The sequence below is a fragment of the Pseudomonas sp. P39-UII1 genome (genome assembly GCF_039672635.1).
Lineage (GTDB): Bacteria > Pseudomonadota > Gammaproteobacteria > Pseudomonadales > Pseudomonadaceae > Aquipseudomonas.
This window is the reverse complement of the sequence record NZ_JBDFPP010000005.1, coordinates 12,112-32,018: the sequence shown is the minus strand read 5'-3', so window position 1 is coordinate 32,018 and position 19,907 is coordinate 12,112. Positions and strand designations below refer to the sequence as shown.

Sequence of the window (19,907 nt, the reverse complement as noted above, 5' to 3'; positions counted from 1 at the left end):
CCGAACCTGCGTACAACTTAATTGGACAAGACCCGCTCCATCGTCGGCGGCGACTTTACGCTCGCGTAACGCTCGCGCAAGTTCTGCAGAAATTGCTCGCCCGAACTTCTGGCACCATAAAGGTATATTTTGTGCAGGCCACCAAACACCATCTCGTGATAACGGCTGGCAAGTTCTTCATCACTGGACCCGTCGGGCAACCCCAGGTGCAGCGTCAACTTGTTGCCTTCTACCGCAAACAGCGGCGTGTCCCAGAGAAACTGCGCAACGCCCGTGCGGGGCAGGCGGATGAACATGTAGGCGTGGTTGCCAAGCGAATCGACATCGCCCCCGCGTCGGCGCTTCCATTTCAGCAGCCCGTCATCGGGGCGTGCCAGGCACAGGCCGATGTCGTAGTAGTCGAAGCCGTTGGCCAAGGCCCACTCCAGCGCCATGAAGGTGGTGATGGAATTGACTTCGCGCAGCTTCTTGGCGTCGGAAAACACCGCTTCGCAGTAACCGAAACGCAGCGTGCTCCAGTAACGCTTGCCGGCGCGGGTAATCTCGCAGCCCAGGTGGCAGGCGACCACTTCGCCATTGAGGGTAATCAAGTCCAGCCGGCCTACCCCCTTGGCCAGGCGGAATACCTCTTCGGTGGGGAACTGCGCCGCATGGATGCCCTGCCTGGCGGTGGCGTACGGGCGCAGCAGGTCGCGGTCGGCCATGGCGATGTCGTCATCCGCCAGGGTTTGCCTCATCTCGTACAACGGGCGGTTCTTGCGGATGCTGCGGCGCAGTTCGCTGTCATAGCGTGCGGTAATGTCGTCCAGCGAGCGGCCAAGTGGCACGACGGCACTCAGGTAGTGCGGCACGGACAACGCGCCGAGGGTCGGCAGTTCACTCACCACCACACGGTTCGCCGTGGTGGCTGCCGCGCTGCTTTCGGGCCCCTGGGCCTGCTGCTGGCCCTTGCCGCCAATCAGCAGCTTGGCCATTTCCCGCTGCTGCTTTCTGCCAATGTAGAGGATTTCGTAGGGGCTCTCCTGCTGCAGCCTGAAACGGGCCACTTCCCAGCGCCAGAAACACGCACGCCCCAGCATGTCGCGTATCACGTTTGAAACGTTTCTGAGCTCGTAGCGCATGGAGGGGGAGATGAATTTTCGGGCTACCGCTGCCAGGTGCTGTTTCATGTCTGCTTCGACGTCCTTAGATGTTGCCCATGGGCGTGATCGAAAAAGAGTATCGGAAATGTGCAGATAACCCGCGTAACGCATTGATATAAATGGGAACTTAGCCGCTCTACCACCTTAATATTCAGTAACAATTTAAGATGCAAGGCTGCGTCTTGGCAAGCGGCCAATTGATATCACCGGCCTCTATTTAATGGCGTCAAATAAGGGATAAGTAACACGGCAAGGTGCACCTGGCACCTATCGACAAGTGACTATCTCTCGGCGTTGCCATTACCCCTCGCCCGGTCGGGCTGACGGGCCAACCAAAGCGCCAGGTCAGGCGCAGGCATCGGCCGCCCCATCAGGTAGCCCTGCCCCTGATCACAACCTGCATTGCGCAGGAAGTCATACTGTTCCTGGGTTTCGATCCCTTCAGCCGTGATGCGATAGCCCAGGGCGTGGCCCAGGTCGATGATTGCCCGGGCGATGGCCACGGCGTCGTCATCACCGGGCAGGTCTTTGATGAACGCACGGTCGATCTTCAGGTGGTCGATCGGCAAGGCACGCAGGTAGGCCAGCGACGAGTAGCCCGTGCCGAAGTCGTCGACTGCCGTGGCCACCCCCATGGCCTGCAGCTGGGCCAACGCGGCGCAGGCCTGCTGCTGGCTTTCCATCAACAGGCTCTCGGTGATTTCCACTTCCAGCATATTGGGCGACAGAGCATGCCGTTCAAGCGCCAGCGCCAGGCTCGACACGTAGTCGCTGCGCTCGATCTGCAGGGCGGCAACGTTGATGGCCAGCGGGCCAGGCAGGCAATCGTCGGCACGCCAGGCCGCCAATTGCGCACAGGCCAATTCCAGCACCCGCTCACCCAGCGGGATGATCAGGCCAGTGCGCTCCGCCAGCGGGATGAATTCGCCAGGTGAAACCAGGCCATGCTCAGGGTCACGCCAGCGAAGCAACGCTTCAACCCCTTCCAGTTGGCCACTGAACAGGTCCACCTTGGGTTGGTACCACAGCTCGAACTCGTTGTTCTGCAGGGCCCGACGCAAATTGCGCTCCAGCTCCAGGCGCTGTTGCAGGCGCGCGGTCATGTCGCGGTGATACGGCCGCCAGGTATTGCGCCCGCCCTCCTTGGCCACGTACATCGCGGTGTCGGCGTGGCGCAGCAGGCTGCCAACGTCGGCGCCATGCTGCGGGCACCAGGCCAGGCCGATGCTGCCGGTGACCAGCGCGGCATTGCCGTTGAGGTCGAAGGGCCGTTGCAGGCAACGCAGCAGGTGGCGGACCTGATGGTTGATCTGCCCCTGGGTGCCCTGGAGCATGAACACGAACTCGTCACCGCCCAGCCGGCACAGCCGGTCGGTGGTGTCCAGCTCCTGCAGAAAGCGCGCGGTGGCCTGCTGCAGCAGCAAGTCGCCCATGGCATGGCCCAAGCTGTCGTTGACCTGCTTGAAGCCGTCGATGTCCAGCATCAGCACTGCCAGGCCGTTGCCTTGGCGGGTGGCGTCGGCCAACTGTTGCTGGAACAGCACGCGGTTGGGCAGCCCGGTAATAGTGTCGTAATGCGCCAGGCGCTCGAGCTGTGCCTGGGAGCGCTGCAACTCGCGGTTGCGCTGCACCAACTGGCGCTGCTTGCGATTGATCTGGGCGACCAACAGGCCGCTCAGGCCGGTGCACACAAGCCCCAGCCAGAACAGCGGCGAAGCGAACACGCCTGCGCCCTCTGGCGCCTGCTGGCGCTGTGCGTCCAGGTGCCCAAGCGCCACCGACAAGCCGATGCCGGCCAGGGCGAAAGCCACCGGCAGCAAGCGCTTGACGGTCTTGCGCAGGGTGCCGGCAGCCGGCTTCTGCTCATCGGAATACGGGGAATTGGACGGGATCATAAGCCTGCGGACGCACTCGATTGCTTCTGTATCGGCGCAGCTTCGGCAATGTTGAGCCAGACTGGTGTTTTTCTTCAGGCCGGTGCATGCTCGAAGCTGAAGCGTTTCACCTAGCCAACACATGTGAGGTGCAGTACCCATGGACCGTCTGCTCGATTCGTTGTTTCCTGCCGCCGAGAACATCCCCGAGGCCTGGCGCCTGGGCGAGCCACTCGAGCAACGCGACTACCTGGTGAACGGTGAGTTGCGCCGCTGGGACGGCCCACTGGCTACCGTGCGCAGCCCGGTCTGGCTCAAGGAGGGCGACAGCGAGCGCCAGGTCATCCTCGGCAGCGCCCCGCTGCTCGACGCCGATACCGCCCTGACCGCACTCGATGCCGCCGTGCAGGCCTACGACAAGGGCCGCGGGGTATGGCCGAACATGCGCGTTGCCGAGCGCATCCAGCATGTCGAAACCTTCCTGTCACGCATGCGCGAACAGCGCCAGGCGGTGGTCAAGCTGCTGATGTGGGAGATTGGCAAGAACCTCAAGGACTCCGAAAAGGAATTCGACCGCACCTGCGACTACATCGTCGATACCATCAACGCCCTCAAGGACCTTGACCGCCGCTCCAGCCGCTTCGAGCTCGAGCAAGGCACCCTCGGCCAGATCCGCCGCGCGCCACTGGGCGTGGCGCTGTGCATGGGGCCTTACAACTACCCCCTGAATGAAACGTTCACCACGCTGATCCCGGCCCTGATCATGGGCAACACCGTGGTGTTCAAACCGGCCAAGTTCGGCGTGCTGCTGATCCGCCCGCTGCTCGAAGCCTTCCGCGACAGCTTCCCAGCTGGCGTGATCAACGTCATTTATGGCCGTGGCCGCGAGACGGTCAGCGCCTTGATGGCCAGCGGCAAGGTGGATGTGTTTGCCTTCATCGGTACGCACAAGGCCGCCAGCGACCTGAAGAAACTGCACCCACGCCCACACCGTCTGCGCGCCGCACTGGGGCTTGACGCCAAGAACCCGGGCATCGTGCTGCCGCAGGTCGACCTGGATAACGCCGTTGAAGAAGCGGTAACCGGCGCGCTGTCGTTCAACGGCCAACGCTGCACGGCGCTGAAAATCCTGTTCGTGCATGAGGATGTGGTCGACGCGTTCCTCGACAAGTTCAAGCGCAAGCTTGCCGCGCTGAAACCGGGCATGCCGTGGGAGCCAGACGTGGCCCTGACCCCACTGCCGGAACCGGGCAAGGTGGACTACCTCGACGGCTTGGTGGCCGACGCCACGGCCAAGGGCGCGCAAGTGCTGAATGAAGGTGGTGGGCACAGCCGCGGCTCGTTCTTCTACCCCGCCCTGCTCTACCCGGTCAGCAGCGACATGCGCGTGTACCACGAGGAACAGTTCGGCCCGCTGGTGCCGGTGGTGCCTTACCGCGACCTGCAGACAGTGATCGACTACGTGCTGGACTCCGACTACGGCCAGCAGCTGAGCCTGTTCGGCAACGACCCGCAGACCATCGGCAGCCTGGTCGATATCTTCGCCAACCAGGTGGGCCGCATCAACCTCAACGCCCAGTGCCAGCGCGGCCCGGACACCTACCCTTTCAACGGCCGCAAGAACAGCGCCGAAGGCACGCTGTCGGTGCATGACGCCCTGCGCGTGTTCTCCATCCGCACGCTGGTCGCAACCCGGTTCCAGGAGGCCAACAAGGAACTGATCAGCGAAATCATCCGCAACCGGCAATCGAGTTTCCTGACCACCGATTACATCTTCTGATGCCGCCTTGGTTATAGACATTTGATCTAGGGTGCGTGTCGATCTTGCGCTTTGCTAAACGACTCTATGCAACAGGGGCGCCTATCGCGCCCCTCTTGCATCCCCGGCAAAGGAGATTCGAACATGGCAGCCAAACCCATCCCCGAAGGCCAGCACAGCATCACCCCTTACCTGGGTATAAAGGATGCTGCGAGGGCCATCGAGTTCTACAAGCAAGCCTTTGGCGCAGTCGAGATGTTCCGCCTCGAAGGCCCTGACGGCCGTGTCGGCCATGCCGAACTGAAGATCGGCGATTCGTCGTTGATGCTCGCCGACCCGTGCGACATGGAAGGTGGCCTCACCGCCAGCCAGTCACTCAATGGCGTTGCGGTCGGCCTGCACCTGTACGTCGAGGACTGCGACAAAGTCTACGCCCAGGCCCTCGCCGCCGGCGCCACGCAATTGCATGAAGTAAAAGACCAGTTCTACGGCGACCGCAGCGGCACGCTGAAAGACCCGTTCGGCAACATGTGGTTCGTCTCCACCCACAAAGAGGACCTCAGCCCAGAGGAAATCCGTGCCCGCGCCGCCAAGATGTTCGGTGGTAGTTGAGGAGCAAGTTGAAAGCGGCGCGACTTTGCTTGAAGCTTGTGGCTCGTAGCTTGGAGCTGCTTCATGCGAATCATCGACAAAACCGCCGCGCAGGTCCGTAGCCTGACCCCGGCCGAAGAGGAACTGCTGCAGGCATTTGCCGCGGGCACCCTCGTTGGCCCCCGCCTGCTGCAGGCCAACCAGTTATTGATGAGGGTGCGCAGCGCCAACCAGTGGCTGGCCTGCGATTGCCGCAAGGATGCCCTGCCGGTACTGAATGTCACCCTCAATGGCAGCACCGGCACCCTGTTTCTCAAGAACAACCCCGGCACCGCCGAGCATGCGCCGGGGTGCCCGTTCACCAAGGACGAGCGCGAGGCGGCCGAGCGCGAGCAAGACCCCGCCCCGCCCGCCGCCTGGCTGCCCCCCGACACCGCGCTGCGCCTGCTGGGTGATTTCCGCAAGGCCAGCGACAGCGCTGGCGGCGCCCCTGACGGCAGCGAGCGCCGTGAGCAGCAGCGTCTGCTGTCGCTGCTGTTGACCTGGATCGAAACCAGTGGCTTGAACCTCTACGCCACGCACTTGAAAAAAGACCTCACCAGCCAGTTTGCCGAACTGCGCAGCGTCGCCAGCCGTTACCCGCTGCTCGAGCGCGTGCCCGCCAGCAACTACCTGGAAACCCGGCTGGACATGAAGCACATGCTGATGCTCAAGGCCCGCCTGCGCGAGGCCACGGTGTTCGGCAACCACCGCCGCCATGGCCTGATGCTCGATTGCATCGACCAGATCAAGGGGCGCAAGGTGTTCAACAATCGCAGCGAGGATGGTTTCGACTTCCAGGGGCATCATCTGTATTGGGGCGGCAGCCGGACGTCCGGGCCGCTGCTGGCACTGGCGCTGTATTCGCCGACCACGGCGGGCAGTCACTTCTACGAACTGATCCACGTGGCCAGCGTGCCGGTGCTGTCACGCGCTCACCTGTTCCCGGTATACCGCGACGAAGAACGTGAGCCGCTCAAAGCGCTGGTGTCGTTGATCGACTGGATGGCCAGCAAGGGTGTCAAGGTGCAGATGCGCCGGCCGGTGATTGGCGGCCAGGTGATGGATGAGCTGGTGCTGACCTCGGATCAGGACCGGGTGCTGTCGGTGTCGCTGCTCGAGCAGCCGGTGGGGCCGGAGCCGGATGCCGAGAACTTCAAGCGGTATGCGGATTTCAAGAGCCTGGAGACCTTCCGCAAGTTTGTGGCCGGGTTCTTCATGCGCGAGCGCTGATCAAGATACGCTGCCTCCCTGTGGCAGCGGCCTTGTGTCGCGATAGGGCTGCAAAGCAGCCCCCGATAATTCACGCAGTCCCGCTAGTGCGCGGTTACCCAAGAAACAACGCGTACGCTGGGTTATCAGTCTCATCCCAATACCGATACCCCATCTCATCCAGCGCCTGCGGCAACCTGGCCTGCTCATCCGCCGGCACTTCCAGCGCGGCAAACACCCGCGCCTCGGCCGCGCCATGGTTGCGGTAATGGAACAGGCTGATGTTCCAGCGCTTGCCCAGCCGCTCCAGGAAACCTAACAGCGCCCCCGGCCGCTCGGGGAATTCGAAGCGCAGTACGCGCTCATCCGCCCCCGGCGCCGCATGCCCGCCCACGGTATGGCGCACATGCAGTTTGGCCAGCTCGTTGTCGGTCAGGTCGAGTACGCTGTAGCCCTGTTCGGCCAGGCTGGCCAGCAACTTTTCACGCGGGTCGTGCAGCGGGTGCGTCTGCACGCCTACGAACAGCCGCGCTTCCTTGCCCGGGTAATAGCGGTAGTTGAACTCGGTGATCTGCCGCTTGCCCAGCGCCTGGCAGAAGGCGCGGAAACTGCCGGGTTGCTCGGGGATGGTCACGGCGATGATCGCCTCACGCTGCTCACCCAGCTCGGCGCGCTCGGCCACATGGCGCAGGCGGTCGAAGTTGACGTTGGCGCCGGAATCGATGGCCACCAGGGTCCGGCCCTGCACGCCTTCGCGCGCCACGTACTTCTTGATGCCGGCTACCGCCAGGGCGCCTGAGGGCTCGGTGATGGAGCGGGTATCGTCGTAGATGTCCTTGATCGCCGCACACAGCTCGTCGCTGCTGACAGTCAACACCTCATCGACAAAGTGCCGGCACAGTTCAAAGCAGTGGGCCCCGACCTGGGCCACTGCCACGCCGTCGGCAAAGGTGCCGACCTGCGGCAGAATCACCCGCTCGCCGGCGGCCATGGCGGCCTGCAGGCAGTTGGAATCTTCCGGCTCGACACCGATCACCTTCACCTCGGGGCGCAGGTACTTCACATACGCGGCAATCCCCGCCACCAGCCCGCCGCCACCGACCGGCACGAAGATCGCGTCCAGCGCACCCGGCTGCTGACGCAGGATTTCCATGCCTACCGTGCCCTGGCCGGCGATCACGTCCGGGTCATCAAACGGCGGCACGAAGGTTGCGCCCTCGCTGTCGGCCAGGGTCAGCGCGTGGGCCAGCGCATGCGGGAAGCTTTCACCGTGCAGCACCACATGGCCACCCCGCGAACGCACACCTTCGACCTTCAGCGATGGCGTGGTGGTCGGCATCACGATGGTGGCTTTCAGGCCCAGATGCGAAGCCGCCAGGGCCACGCCTTGCGCATGGTTGCCCGCCGATGCGGTAATCACACCGCGCTCGCGCTGGGCTGTGGTGAGCCGCGACAGCCGGGTGTAGGCACCGCGGATCTTGAACGAGAACGTGGGTTGCAGGTCTTCGCGCTTGAGCAGCACCTGGTTGCCGAGGCTGGCAGACAGTGCCGGTGCCGCTTGCAGGGGCGTCTCGATGGCCAGGTCGTACACCGGCGCAGACAAGATGCGCCGCACCTGCTCCGACAACAGTTGCTGCGGGCTGAGCGGGGTACGTGGGCTGACGTTGAGGCTGGTCATCGGTGCAACTCCTTGGCTGTTTTCACGTTGCCCAGGAGTCGAAGAGTAAAAACCCGCCTCCAGGGCGGGTTTGGTGCACGTACGCGCTAGCCCGCCAAACTGATAATGGCGGTAATAATAATGGCGTTCACGTGCAGGAAAGTGTTCATGGGGTGGGAACTTATCCCGCCACGGGCGGGCGTGTCAACACTTGGCCTGCTGGGCAGACAGCGGCACATCGAACACCTTGTCGAAGCCCCACTGGAACACGAAGGCATAGACGAAGAAGAACACGAACAGCGCCAGGTTGGTCAGCAGCGCCGCCCACAGGCTGACATCCAGCCAGTACGCCACCAGCGGCAACAGCAGCACTACCAGCCCGCCTTCGAAGCCCAGCGCGTGCAACAACCGGCGCAGAAAGGTGCGTTCACGTTGTTGCTGGCGGGCTTCCCAGCGCTCGAAGGCCCAGTTGAAGGCCATGTTCCAGCTCATGGCGATGCCCGACATCAGGATCGACAGCACGGCCGATTGCGCCATACCGGCACCGAACGCCAGCTCCAGCGCCGGCGCCACGCAGGCCACGGCGATAGCCTCGTAGAGGATGGCCTGGACGATCTTGCGGGCCTTGCCTTGCATGGTTGGGTCTCCTTTTTTGCTTGCCATTGAAATGTTGTCGTTGTTGAGATCGAGCGCCGCCCGCGGGGCGCATCGCGAAGCGCTTGCCTTGGGATCTTCAGCGCCCTTGAGATCGAGCGCCGCCCGCGCGGCGCATCGCGGGGCGCTTGGCTTGGGATCTTCAGCGCCCTTGAGATCGAGCGCCGCCCGCGCGGCGCTTCGCGGGGCAAGCCCGCTCCCACATTTGTTGCAACGTACCATGGCCTGATAGGCCATAGTTGTTAGCCTTGGAGGCTCGACGAGGTTTTTCGGCTGGCACTGCTGCCGCCTCACCTCTCTTCAGTCATGCGCCAAGGCGGACAACCATGGCCTGACTGGAACGGCGCGTTGCAACAAATGTGGGAGCGGGCTTGCCCCGCGAAGCGCCGCGCGGGCGGCGCTCGATCTTCGCCTCACAACAAAACCCCAGCCAAGCGCCTGTCAGCCCTGACACCAATTCCCGACAAGCACTCTACCCCTCACATTGGACAACCCCTCCCTCGACTGCTTGTATCTATCCATTGCAAGCAACCCGAATTCGTACAACTTCGTCCAGGGAATCGTACGAGGAACAAGACGATGGCAAACACCGTCATGATGGTATTCGGTACCCGCCCAGAAGCGATCAAGATGGCCCCTCTGGCGAGGGTATTGCGCGAATGGCCGGACATCGACCTGCATATCTGCTCCACCGGCCAACACCGCGAGATGCTCGAGCAGGTGCTCACCGCTTTTGGCCTGAGCGTCGATCAGAACCTCAAGGTGATGACCCAGAACCAGACCCTCAACGGGCTGGCCCGTGACCTGCTGGACAAGATCGACAAGGCCTTCGAGAAGGTCAACCCGGATATCGTGCTGGTGCACGGCGACACCACCACCAGCTTCATTGCCGGCCTTGCAGCCTTCCACCGGCACATCCCCATCGGCCACGTCGAGGCAGGGTTGCGCACCGGCAACCTGCAGCAACCCTGGCCCGAGGAGGCCAACCGGCGCCTGACCGGGGTGATCGCCGACCTGCACTTCGCCCCCACCCGCAAAGCCCGCGACAACCTGCTGCGTGAAGGCGTACCGCTGGAGCACATCGAAGTCACCGGCAATACCGTTATCGATGCCCTGCTGTGGATGCGCGAATACCTGGCCCAAACGGCCTGGCACCCCTCGGCCGACTCACCCCTGCACACCCTGCGCGACGACCAGCGCATGGTGCTGATCACTGGCCATCGCAGGGAAAACTTCGGGGCCGGCTTCGAACGCATCTGCCTGGCCCTGGCCGAATTGGCCCTGCGTTACCCCGACGTGCAATTCGTCTACCCCGTGCACCTCAACCCGCAGGTACAGAAGGCCGTCTACGGCCTGCTTTCCGGCCGTGAAAACATCCATTTGGTGGCGCCGCAGGATTATCAGCATTTCGTCTGGCTGATGGACCGCGCCCACATCATCCTCACCGACTCCGGTGGCGTGCAGGAAGAAGCCCCCGCGCTGGGCAAACCCGTGCTGGTACTGCGCAAGGTGACCGAGCGCCCGTCGGTACTCGAAGGCGGCACGGTCAAGCTGGTCGGCACCCAGGCCGAGCGTATCGTCAAGGAAACCAGCCAGCTGCTTGACGATGAACAAGCCTACACGCGCATGGCCCGGGTATTCACACCGTTCGGCGACGGCCACGCCAGCGAGATCATCGCCGAACGCTTGAGCCTCTGGTTCGAGAAAACCACCCGTCAACAGGGTGACGCATGAGCCTGGCTTTCGTCGACTTCCTCACCTATGTGCTGTTCGGCCTGAAGATCCTGGCCATCATCCTTGCCAGCTTAATGTTCCTGCTCGGCCTCGATGACCTGTTCATCGACCTGTGCTACTGGTGCCGCAAGGTGGTGCGGCAAGTGCGCATCTACGACAAGTACGAAAAGGCTGACGAAAAACGCCTGTTCGAAGTGCCGGAAAAACCGCTGGCGATCATGGTCCCGGCCTGGAACGAAGTGGGTGTGGTCGGCGAAATGGCGCGCCTGGCGGCCTCGACCATCGACTACGAGAACTACCAGATCTTTGTCGGCACCTACCCCAACGACCCGCAAACCCAGGCCGACGTCGATGCCGTGTGCCTGCACTACCCCAACGTGCACAAAGTGGTCTGCGCGCGCCCCGGCCCGACCAGCAAGGCCGACTGCCTGAACAACATCATCGATGCCATCCTGCGTTTCCAGGAAGACGCACGCATCGAGTTCGCAGGCTTCATCCTGCACGACGCCGAGGACGTGATCTCGCCCATGGAGTTGCGGCTGTTCAACTACCTGCTGCCGGCCAAGGACATGATCCAGATCCCGGTGTACCCCTATGCGCCGGAATGGAAAGGCTTCACCGCCGGGCACTATGTGGACGAATTCGCCGAAAACCATGGCAAGGACGTGATCGTGCGCGAAGCACTCACCGGCCAGGTGCCCAGCGCAGGCGTCGGCACCTGCTTCAGCCGGCGCGCCATCAGCGCACTGCTCGAAGACGGCGACGGCATCGCCTTCGACGTGCAGAGCCTCACCGAAGACTACGACATCGGTTTTCGCCTGAAGCAAAAAGGCATGAAGTGCATCTTCGCCCGCTATTCGGTGACCGACCCGGCCCTGGCGCTAAAGCACGACTGGCGCTGGGGGATGAGCCGCGAGTTCTCCCAGGTGATCTGCGTGCGCGAGCATTTCCCGCGCGACTGGCAGCACGCCATTCGGCAGAAGTCGCGGTGGATCGTCGGCATCGTGTTCCAGGGCACCAGCAACCTTGGCTGGAGCCGCACGGGCGCACTCAACTACTTCCTCTGGCGGGACCGGCGCGGCCTGTTCGCCTACCTGCTGAGCTTTCTCGTCAACCTGTTGCTGCTGGTGTTGCTGGCCATGTGGCTGGTGACGGTGATCGCGCCGCAGTCCTGGCGGTTCATGTCGATCCTCAGTGACAGCTGGCTGCTCACCACCCTGCTCTGGCTCAACGGCCTGATGCTGATCAACCGGCTGTTCCAGCGCGGCTGGTTCGTTACTCGCTATTACGGCATCGGCGAAGGGTTGCTGTCGGCACCGCGCATGATGTGGAGCAACTTCGTCAATTTCTTCGCCAACCTGCGCGCGCTGCGCCAGGTCATGGAGATGGGCGATTCGCGCCGGGTAGCCTGGGACAAGACCACCCACGAGTTCCCCGCCCTCGCCTCGCCGGCCCGCACGCCACTGGGCCACCGCCTGGTCGAGAAAGGCTACATCAGCGAACAGCAGCTTGAGCAGGCCATCACCAGCCCGGTACGCCGGCGCCTGGGCCGCGAGCTGTTGCTGCGCGGCTGGCTGACCAGCGAGCAGCTGGTGCAGACCCTGGCCGAGCAACTGGACATGCCTTGGGCGCCGCTCAACCCGTTCAAGCTCGACGCAGAGCTGATCGCCCAACTGCCGCGCCGCCTGGCCACGCATTACGGCGTGCTGCCGGTGGCGCAAGACGGCAGTACGCTGGTGCTGGCCAGCGAGAGCCCGGTCAGCCAGGTGTCGCTGGGGGTGATCAGCCGTCAGCTCAAACGGCCCGTCCGTTGCCGCCTGGCGCCCCAGGGCCGCGTCACCCTGGGGCTGCGCTTGCACTACCCCAGCCCTTGGCAGCACGCCGAGACCCAGCAGATGCTCAAGGTGCTCGTACTGCACCAGGACAATGCCGAGCTGATCGAACAGGTCAGCACTCACCAGGTCATGCTCGGTGCCCTGCTGCAGGTGCGCGGCATGGTTCCGCCGACCTTGTTCAACCAGGCACTGATCGACTTCGACCCCGAGCAGCAGAGCCTTGGCGAGCACCTGATCGCGCGCGGCATCATCACCGAGCACGTGCTGCAGCAGGCGCTCGCCGAGCAGGCCAGCGAACAGCAGGCCGCCTTTGACCTGATCAGGGAGGTGGCATGAAGCCGCGTTTCACCCTCACCTTCACCGGCCTGTTGCTGTGCTCCACCGCCCTGCCCACGCTGGCCGCGCCCATGACGGACTTTCAGCGTTTCACCAGCTACCCGTTCATGGAGCGCAGTTACCGCGAAGCGAAAAAGGACAACTGGGCCGAGGTCGAACGCCTCACCCGCCATGTGCTGGGCCGCGTGCCGAACAATGACGAGGCGCGCGCCTTGCTGGTGGAGGCACTCGCCCACCAACGCCGCTACAAAGAGGCACAAGCCCTGGCCGAGCAACTCGATGGCCCCGAGCATGCCGATGCCTTGCTGCAGCTGCGCCTGACCTGGATCGAACAGGACCCACCGCCCGCCAGCCAGGTTGAAAGCTGGCTGGCTACGGCCGACGGCATGCAGCGGGTACGGCTGTGGCAGGCCTACAGCCTGAGCCTGGCCAAGTTCGGCGGTGCCGGCAAAGCCCTGCAATGGCTCAGCCAGTTACCACCCCGTGACGATGGCCAGGTGCTGCGCCTGGCCCGGGCCAACTTCGCCGAACAGTTGCGCAACTGGAAAGAGACCATCGAACAGCTGCAGCCGTTGGCCGAAAAAGGCCAGCTGCCAGCTGAAGACTGGCAGCGCCTGGCCAATGCCTATGTCCAGCAAGTGGATGAAAAGGGTCTGACACGGTTGCTGCAAAGCGCGCCCTCCCCTGAAGTCGCCAACCAGACCCGGCTGGCCATGGCCAACCGAGCCATCGCCGTGGGCCATAACCAGCAGGCGCAACGCTGGCTGCAAAGCCTCCCTGCCGAGCAGCTGCAACAGCCCGAACAACGCCAGCAACTGTGGGAACTGGCCCGTGAAGGCGACGATGCACCGTTGCTGCGGCGACTGAGCAACGAACTGCAGCGCCCGTGCCTGGAAACGGTCGACTGGCTGTCGCGGCATGACCCGGATGTCGCCCGTGAGCAGCTCAAAAGCTGCCCCGCCGCCGTCGACCCCCGCGCCTACGCCATCCTCAAGCAGCGCCTTTACGGCGACCCCGTGCAACCGCCACAACCGCGCACGGCCGCCGAATGGGAGCAACGCTACCGCCAGAGCGGTAACCTGGCCGCACTTGAACAGGCAACCTTCCTGCTGGTAAAGCAGGGCCACAGCGAACGTGCACGAAGCCTTATTGAGCAGGCCTACGACCGCCGTAAGGGCCGGCTGACGCCCTCGCTGCTGCAGCGCCTGGGCAATTTTTACGCGCGTGACGACGGGCCGCTGGACAGCCAACGGATACTGGGCCTGATCCCACGCGTCGATACCCAAACACGCGCCCAGCTGCTCGCGCGCCTGGCCGAGGCCGGCCAGTGCGACGCCGTACACCAGGCTGTCCCGGCCAACCCAAGCGAAGCTGGCCAGTACCGTGCTCTGGGCCGTTGCGCCATGCCCGAGCAGCCCGGTGCAGCAGTGGTCTACTACCAGGCCGCTGAACGCCTGGGCGACAGCGGCAACCGCTTACCGCTGGCCTACGCCCTGGAAGCCGCCGGCGACTCCACAGCCGCCCTGCCGATCTGGCGCAGCCTGCCCGACAGCGCCTGGACCGACAACGCCCGCCTGACCGCCGCCGCTGGCGCCTTGCACGCAGGCGACCCACAGGCCGCGCGCCGCTACTGGGACGCCGCTGCGCACAACAGCGCCGACGACTGGGCCTTGGGCGCCGCGATCGCCCAGCGCCAGGGCGACCTGCAGGCAGCGCTTGGCTTCCAGCGTCAGGCCCTGGCGTACAACCCGCGTGCCGACCACTACTACGCAGCCGCCAGCACCGCGCAACTGGCCGGCGACAGCGCCCAGAGCACGGCCTGGCTGGCCGAGGCGCTACGCCTGGCGCCGGACCAGCCCCGCTACCGCGCCGACTACGGCATGCGCCTGGCCGGTTCGCCCGACAAGGCCCAGCGCCGCCAGTCGATCCCTTATCTGCAAAGCGCCACGCGCGATTTTCCGGAGGACTACCGCCTCGGCGAAACCCTCGCTCTGCGTTACGACGAAGCCGAAGACAGCGCCTCTGCCCGCCGCGAGCTGCGCCGGATCATCGACGTGGAGCAGCACCTGGTCGACGGTGACGATGAATATGGCAGCCTCGAAGCGCGCAAGTACCGCCAGCGACGCGCTCACGAAACCCTGTCGCGCCGCGACAGCGTCACCCTGGCCAGCACCTGGTCGCCAGCCGGCACCTCGACCAACGACAAATTCCTCGACACCGGCCAGCGCAGTGGCAGCGCTCGCCGGGCACAGTCGCAGAACGTGCAGTTGGCCATGTGGGACCACGCACTGGGCGACGAGCCCAGCCGCAATGGCAGCACCTTGTCGGTGTACGGCCGCGTGCTTTTCGGCGGCCAGAGCCGCACCGACTACGCGCAAAGCATGGGCACTGGCGTCGGCCTGCGCTACAAGCCGCTGGGCCAGGCCAACCTCAACCTGTATGCCGAGCTGTATCACCAACGCCAGATCGACGCCGAGCATTACAGCGGGCTGAGCCTTGGCGAGCTGCTGAGCCCGGCCAAGGTCGGCGGCAATTGGGGCGATTTGCGCCACAACGCCGAATCGAGCAACGACTTGCTGTTGCGCGCGACAGCCTCATTCCTCGACCAAGGCGACTGGCGTAACGACTGGCGGGTTGACGAGGACGACTGGAACGAGCGCTTTTTGTATCTGGACGCCGCCTGGTGGACCCGCGCCGGCGACCATGCCTGGTTGTCGCGCTACCAGCAGGGGCATGCCTGGAAGCTGCCTGGCACCTCGCCGCAAACCCTGATGCCTTATGGCTTCCTCGAATTTGCCAGCCAGGACCCGAGCAATGACTGGCGCCAGGACGCCCGGGCAGGCGTGGGTGTGCGTTGGCAATGGTGGTTCGACGACGACCGTTACAACGCCTACCGCGGCTCGCTGAAAGTGCGCGCCGAGTACCAGCAGTCGCTGGGTGGCAACCTCTACGAGCGCGCCAACGGCGTGCTGGTGGGCGCGGAGATGACCTTCTGATGCGTACCTTCCTGGCAATCTGCATGCTTGCCCTGTGCCTGCCGGCCATGGCCGACCAGCGGCTGTTCTACCAACCCCTGAACCGCGACGCCGCGGTCAGCCCAGGCCAGTGGCAGCAACTGTGGCGCGCCACCGCAGCGCACGGCGGCAAGACCCTGATCGTGCAGTGGAGCGCCTACGGTGACAGCGATTTCGGCGGCGCCCAGGGGTGGCTGGCCAACAGCCTGCGCGAAGCCCGCGCGCAGGGGTTGGAGCTGGTGCTCGGCCTGTACATGGACCCGGCCTACTACCAGCGCCTCGAAGCGCTCGACGGGGATGGCCTGAACAGCTACTGGAAAGCGCAGCTGGGCCGCTCACTGAGCCACTACCAGCAGGTGCGCAAGGACTGGAACCTGGAGGTAGCCGGCTGGTACCTGCCAATGGAGCTGGACGATCTGCACTTTCGTGACCCCGCACGCCGTGAAGCACTGTACGGCCAGTTGCAGGCGTTCAACCGGCAGTTGGACAAGCCGCTGCACATCAGTGCGTTCAGTGCCGGCACGCTGGCACCGCGGGTCAACGCCGCGTGGCTGGAGCAACTGGTGGGGTTGGGTTTGACTGTGTGGTGGCAGGACGGTGCCGGGACTGGGCGCTTGCCGCCGTTGGTGCGCCAGGGGTACGAACAGGCCCTGCCGTGCCGGGTCGGGGTGGTGCGTGAGGCCTTTCGCCAGGTGAGCGCGCCGGGGCAGGCGTTTCGGGCCGAGCCGGCCTCGCCCAGGCTGACGGGTGGGTGCCATGCCGAAGCGGTGTTTGCCCTGCGCTACCGGCCGTGGGCTCGGGGTATCCTGCCGCAGAATTGAGTCGTCTGTTAGGGCCTCATCGCGGGCAAGCCCGCTCCTACAGGTCGACCACCGCCCTTGGGTCAGCAATTATCCCGTAGGAGCGGGCTTGCCCGCGATGAGGCCGGCACTGACAAAGCACTCCTCAACAGGGCCAGATCAATGTTCAAGACCATCGAGGAATACGTGCGCCAGCAAGTGGCCCCTGCCGCCCTGCGCGCCGAATTTCGCCAGCATGAATACGACACCGCTCGACGCTTCTGCCATCTGATCTTCTGCCTCAGCATCGCTGTCTGGCTGCTCTTCGACCTGATGGTCAGCTACCTGGGCAACCAAGGTTTCACCTGGCTTTCAGGCCTGTTCCTGGCGCTGATGTGCAGCCTCACCGTGGTCCTGGGTTTTACCCGCAAGACCCACCACTTCGATGTGCTCAACCTGCTGTTCATAGCCGTCATCACCTTGGGCATGCGCCTGGTCATCGAAGGCATCCCGATCGCCCTTCGCCCGGTCTGGCTGGTGCTCGGCACCTCCACCGTGCTGTACAGCGTCTCGGTGCTGCCGGTACGGCGCTGGTCGTTCTTCTGCGCCATGGCCATCACCTGGACCATGCTGAACCCGTTCTATGACACCAACATCGACCTGGACGACCTTGAAGCAGCCATGTTGGTGAGCTATGCGGTGTTCCTCAGCGGCCTGGTGATCTACAGCTACCTGCGCATCCGCCAGGCCAAGCTGCACAATTTCTACATGTCCAAGTTGCTGCTGGAACAGGCCTACGTCGATGTGCTCACCGAAATCCCCAACCGCCGCTCGTTCATGGCCAAGGCTCAACGCCAGTTGCAGCAGGCACCACCCGGGCAGTGGCTGGCGATGATCGACATCGACAATTTCAAGAAGGTCAACGACCGCTACGGGCATGACGTCGGCGATGAGGTGCTCAAACGCGTGGCCGTGCACATCAAGGCATCGATGGCGGGCCATGAGTTCGCAAGGCTCGGCGGCGAGGAATTTGCGATCTTCCTGCACGGGCTGGATCAGCAAGCCGCCGAGCGCCAGGTTGAATCGTTGTGCAAGCGGGTGCGCGAAGACCTGGGTGCGCACCCGGTGACGATCAGCATCGGGCTGGCCGAGGTGGGCAGCGCAGATACCCTGACCATGGCGCTGGTCAAGGCCGACCAGGCGTTGTACCAGGCCAAGCACACCGGCAAGGACCGCTTCGTGTTGTGGACTAGCCGGCTGGCAGCCGAATCCTGAACTGCGCCCCACCCAGCGCCGACTGCGCCACGGTAAGCGTTCCGCCCTGGCCCTCGATGGCCCTTCTGCTGATCGCCAGGCCCAGGCCGAAGCCGCCGGTATTGCGGTCGCGGCTGCGGTCCAGGCGGTAGAACGGCTGGAAGATCCGCTCGCGCTCCTGCACCGGGATGCCGATGCCGTCGTCCTCGACGGTCAGCAGGCAGGCGCCGTCCGCCTCCAGGCGCAAGCGCAGCAGCAGGCTCTGGTCGCAATAGCGCATGCCGTTGCGCACCAGGTTCTGCACCGCGCGGGCGGTCAGCCGTGGGTCGAGCACGAAGCGCGGCAGATCGCCTTCGGCGCGCACCTCCCACTGGATGCCACGGCTGTCGAGTTCTTCGGCAAAGCCGCCGAGCACGCTGTCGACCAGTTCCAGCAATGACACCTCGACCCGCTCGCGGGCCTGGTCGGCGTTGTACAGCCGGCTGTAGGACAGCAGCTCGAGCACCAGTTCGTCCAGCTCACGCACATGCCCGACCAGCTCCAGCAGGCGCTTGCGGCTGCTGGACGGCACTTCGTCAAACAACAGCACCAGGCCGAAATCCAGCCGCGTGAGCGGCGTGCGCAGTTCATGGGACACCGCATTGAGCAGCTCGCGCTGCTGGTTGACGTGGCGCTCGAGGTCGCTGGCCATGGTGTCGAATACCCCGGCCAGCTCACCGATGTTCGAATGCGGCGAGATATGCGTGCGCTCGGCCATCTGCCCCTGGCCCAGGCGCCTGGCGGTTTCCTTGAGGCGCTCCAGGTCGCGCCAGTGCGGCCACACCCACAGCAGCAGGCAGCCGAGCATGGCGGCGCCGATCAGCACCGTCACGCCCCACGACAGCACATTGATGTCCAGTGGGTCTGGCGGCGCGTGCAGGCTCACCAGCCAGCCTTGTTCCAGCGGGGCCAGCACGGTTTGGTAGTAACCCCAGTCGCCAATGCGCACTGCGTACAGGCCGTGCTCCAGGCGTGCCTGCTCCTGCGGGCTCAAACCTGCCTGGTCGGTGCGCAGCAGCGTCACCTGCAGCGGCGCGAATGCCTTGGCCAGGTCCTGCTCCACCGCAGGCCACTGCTCGCGCGGGGCCTGGCGGAACTGGCGGACGATCAGCGATTGCACCCCCTTGGCCTGGTCCAGGTTATAGGCCATGAAGCGGTCATGGAACAGGCCGACGATGGTGTCCGGGATCAACAGCAGCGCACCGGCGTAAGCGACGATGATCAGCAGGTACAGGCGCACCAGAATCTTCAGCATGCGGTATCAGCACTCCCATTCGACGCGGCTGAACAAGTAGCCCTTGCCCCACACGGTCTTGATCTTGCGCGCCTCGCCGGCGCTGTCGTCGAACTTGCGGCGCAGCTTGGAGATGGCCACGTCCACCGAGCGGTCGGTGCCGTTGAACTCGATGCCACGCAATTGCTGGAGAATGCGGTCGCGGCTGAGCACTTCGCCGGCATTGCGGGCCAGCACCACCAGCAGGTTGTACTCGCCGCTGGACAGCTCCACCTCTTCGCCGCGCCAGCTGACCACGCGCTCGGCCAGGTCGATACGCAAACCGCCGACCAGGATCTGCTCGCTGTCCAGGCGCGGCTCGTGCACGCTGCTGCGGCGCAGCAAGGTGCGTACACGTGCCAGCAGCACGCGCGGTTCGCAGGGTTTGGTCACATAATCGTCGGCGCCCATCTCCAGGCCCAGCACCTGGTCGTGGCTATCGTCGCGGGCCGTGAGCATCAGGATCGGCAGGCTTTGTGATTCCTGGCGCAGCAGGCGGCACACCTGCAGGCCGTCGATGCCCGGCAGCATCAGGTCGAGGATGACCAGGTCCGGTTTGTCCTGGCGGAACGCCTCCAGCACATGATCGCCCCGGGCGATCACCCGCACATGGAAGTCATTGCGTTGCAGGTAGCTGGCAATGAGCTCGGACAGGGCACTGTCGTCTTCGACCAGAAGAAGGTTTGGCATAAGCGCTTGGACACAAGGGGAAAGA

The 19,907-nt window shown here is 64.3% G+C and carries 14 protein-coding genes; 8 read left to right on the top strand and 6 right to left on the bottom strand.

Features of this window, described 5'->3' with window-relative positions; translation table 11 throughout:
* Nucleotides 1-17: 17 nt before the first annotated feature.
* Both ABEH27_RS08920 and ABEH27_RS08915 read right to left on the bottom strand, forming a co-directional pair.
* Nucleotides 18-1,169, bottom strand: a complete 1,152-nt coding sequence (locus ABEH27_RS08920; RefSeq protein WP_346613224.1) for a hypothetical protein — start codon at nucleotides 1,167-1,169, stop codon at nucleotides 18-20.
* 254 nt (nucleotides 1,170-1,423) lie between these two features.
* Nucleotides 1,424-3,037 carry an EAL domain-containing protein gene (locus tag ABEH27_RS08915; protein ID WP_346613223.1) on the bottom strand — a complete coding sequence of 538 codons (1,614 nt, stop codon included), beginning with the start codon at nucleotides 3,035-3,037 and terminating at the stop codon, nucleotides 1,424-1,426.
* A gap of 139 nt (nucleotides 3,038-3,176) precedes the next feature.
* Between ABEH27_RS08915 and ABEH27_RS08910 the strand changes: the two genes are divergently transcribed.
* The 3 genes from ABEH27_RS08910 to ABEH27_RS08900 all read left to right on the top strand — a co-directional run bounded on the left by ABEH27_RS08910 (nucleotide 3,177) and on the right by ABEH27_RS08900 (nucleotide 6,638).
* The gene (locus tag ABEH27_RS08910) at nucleotides 3,177-4,796 is read left to right on the top strand and encodes an NADP-dependent glyceraldehyde-3-phosphate dehydrogenase (RefSeq protein ID WP_346613222.1); all 1,620 of its coding nucleotides are present in this window, start codon (nucleotides 3,177-3,179) and stop codon (nucleotides 4,794-4,796) included.
* 123 nt (nucleotides 4,797-4,919) lie between these two features.
* A complete protein-coding gene (locus ABEH27_RS08905) occupies nucleotides 4,920-5,387 on the top strand; it encodes a VOC family protein (protein WP_346613221.1) in 468 nt (155 codons plus the stop codon).
* A gap of 63 nt (nucleotides 5,388-5,450) precedes the next feature.
* Nucleotides 5,451-6,638 carry a hypothetical protein gene (locus tag ABEH27_RS08900; protein WP_346613220.1) on the top strand — a complete coding sequence of 396 codons (1,188 nt, stop codon included), beginning with the start codon at nucleotides 5,451-5,453 and terminating at the stop codon, nucleotides 6,636-6,638.
* Between the two features lie 94 nt (nucleotides 6,639-6,732).
* Here the strand turns inward: ABEH27_RS08900 and ilvA are convergent, their stop codons facing one another.
* Nucleotides 6,733-8,295, bottom strand: coding sequence for a threonine ammonia-lyase, biosynthetic (ilvA, locus tag ABEH27_RS08895; protein WP_346613219.1), 1,563 nt, complete (start codon nucleotides 8,293-8,295; stop codon nucleotides 6,733-6,735).
* Between the two features lie 183 nt (nucleotides 8,296-8,478).
* Nucleotides 8,479-8,910 carry a PACE efflux transporter gene (locus ABEH27_RS08890; RefSeq protein WP_346613218.1) on the bottom strand — a complete coding sequence of 144 codons (432 nt, stop codon included), beginning with the start codon at nucleotides 8,908-8,910 and terminating at the stop codon, nucleotides 8,479-8,481.
* A gap of 597 nt (nucleotides 8,911-9,507) precedes the next feature.
* Here ABEH27_RS08890 and wecB point away from each other — a divergent pair.
* The 5 genes from wecB (at nucleotide 9,508) to ABEH27_RS08865 (ending at nucleotide 17,901) form a co-directional block, all read left to right on the top strand.
* Nucleotides 9,508-10,662 carry a UDP-N-acetylglucosamine 2-epimerase (non-hydrolyzing) gene (gene wecB / locus ABEH27_RS08885; protein WP_346613217.1) on the top strand — a complete coding sequence of 385 codons (1,155 nt, stop codon included), beginning with the start codon at nucleotides 9,508-9,510 and terminating at the stop codon, nucleotides 10,660-10,662.
* Complete coding sequence (gene nrfB / locus ABEH27_RS08880; RefSeq protein ID WP_346613216.1) at nucleotides 10,659-12,833, top strand: cyclic di-3',5'-guanylate-activated glycosyltransferase NrfB; 2,175 nt, start codon at nucleotides 10,659-10,661, stop codon at nucleotides 12,831-12,833. The genes wecB and nrfB overlap by 4 nt, the downstream gene beginning before the upstream one ends.
* Nucleotides 12,830-15,829 carry a phage receptor gene (locus ABEH27_RS08875; RefSeq protein ID WP_346613215.1) on the top strand — a complete coding sequence of 1,000 codons (3,000 nt, stop codon included), beginning with the start codon at nucleotides 12,830-12,832 and terminating at the stop codon, nucleotides 15,827-15,829. The genes nrfB and ABEH27_RS08875 overlap by 4 nt, the downstream gene beginning before the upstream one ends.
* Entirely contained in the window at nucleotides 15,829-16,668 is an 840-nt protein-coding gene (locus tag ABEH27_RS08870; RefSeq protein WP_346613214.1) for a DUF4434 family protein, read from the top strand. The genes ABEH27_RS08875 and ABEH27_RS08870 overlap by 1 nt, the downstream gene beginning before the upstream one ends.
* Before the next feature lie 141 nt (nucleotides 16,669-16,809).
* On the top strand, nucleotides 16,810-17,901 hold the full coding sequence (locus ABEH27_RS08865; RefSeq protein ID WP_346613213.1) for a GGDEF domain-containing protein: 1,092 nt from the start codon (nucleotides 16,810-16,812) through the stop codon (nucleotides 17,899-17,901).
* On the opposite strand, the gene ABEH27_RS08860 is transcribed toward ABEH27_RS08865, so the two are convergent.
* Together ABEH27_RS08860 and ABEH27_RS08855 are read right to left on the bottom strand one after the other, a co-directional pair.
* Nucleotides 17,876-19,174 (bottom strand): ATP-binding protein, encoded by a 1,299-nt coding sequence (locus ABEH27_RS08860; RefSeq protein ID WP_346613212.1) that lies wholly within the window; start codon nucleotides 19,172-19,174, stop codon nucleotides 17,876-17,878. The genes ABEH27_RS08865 and ABEH27_RS08860 overlap by 26 nt on opposite strands.
* 6 nt (nucleotides 19,175-19,180) lie before the next feature.
* Nucleotides 19,181-19,882, bottom strand: coding sequence for a response regulator transcription factor (locus ABEH27_RS08855; RefSeq protein WP_346613211.1), 702 nt, complete (start codon nucleotides 19,880-19,882; stop codon nucleotides 19,181-19,183).
* Nucleotides 19,883-19,907 lie beyond the last annotated feature (25 nt).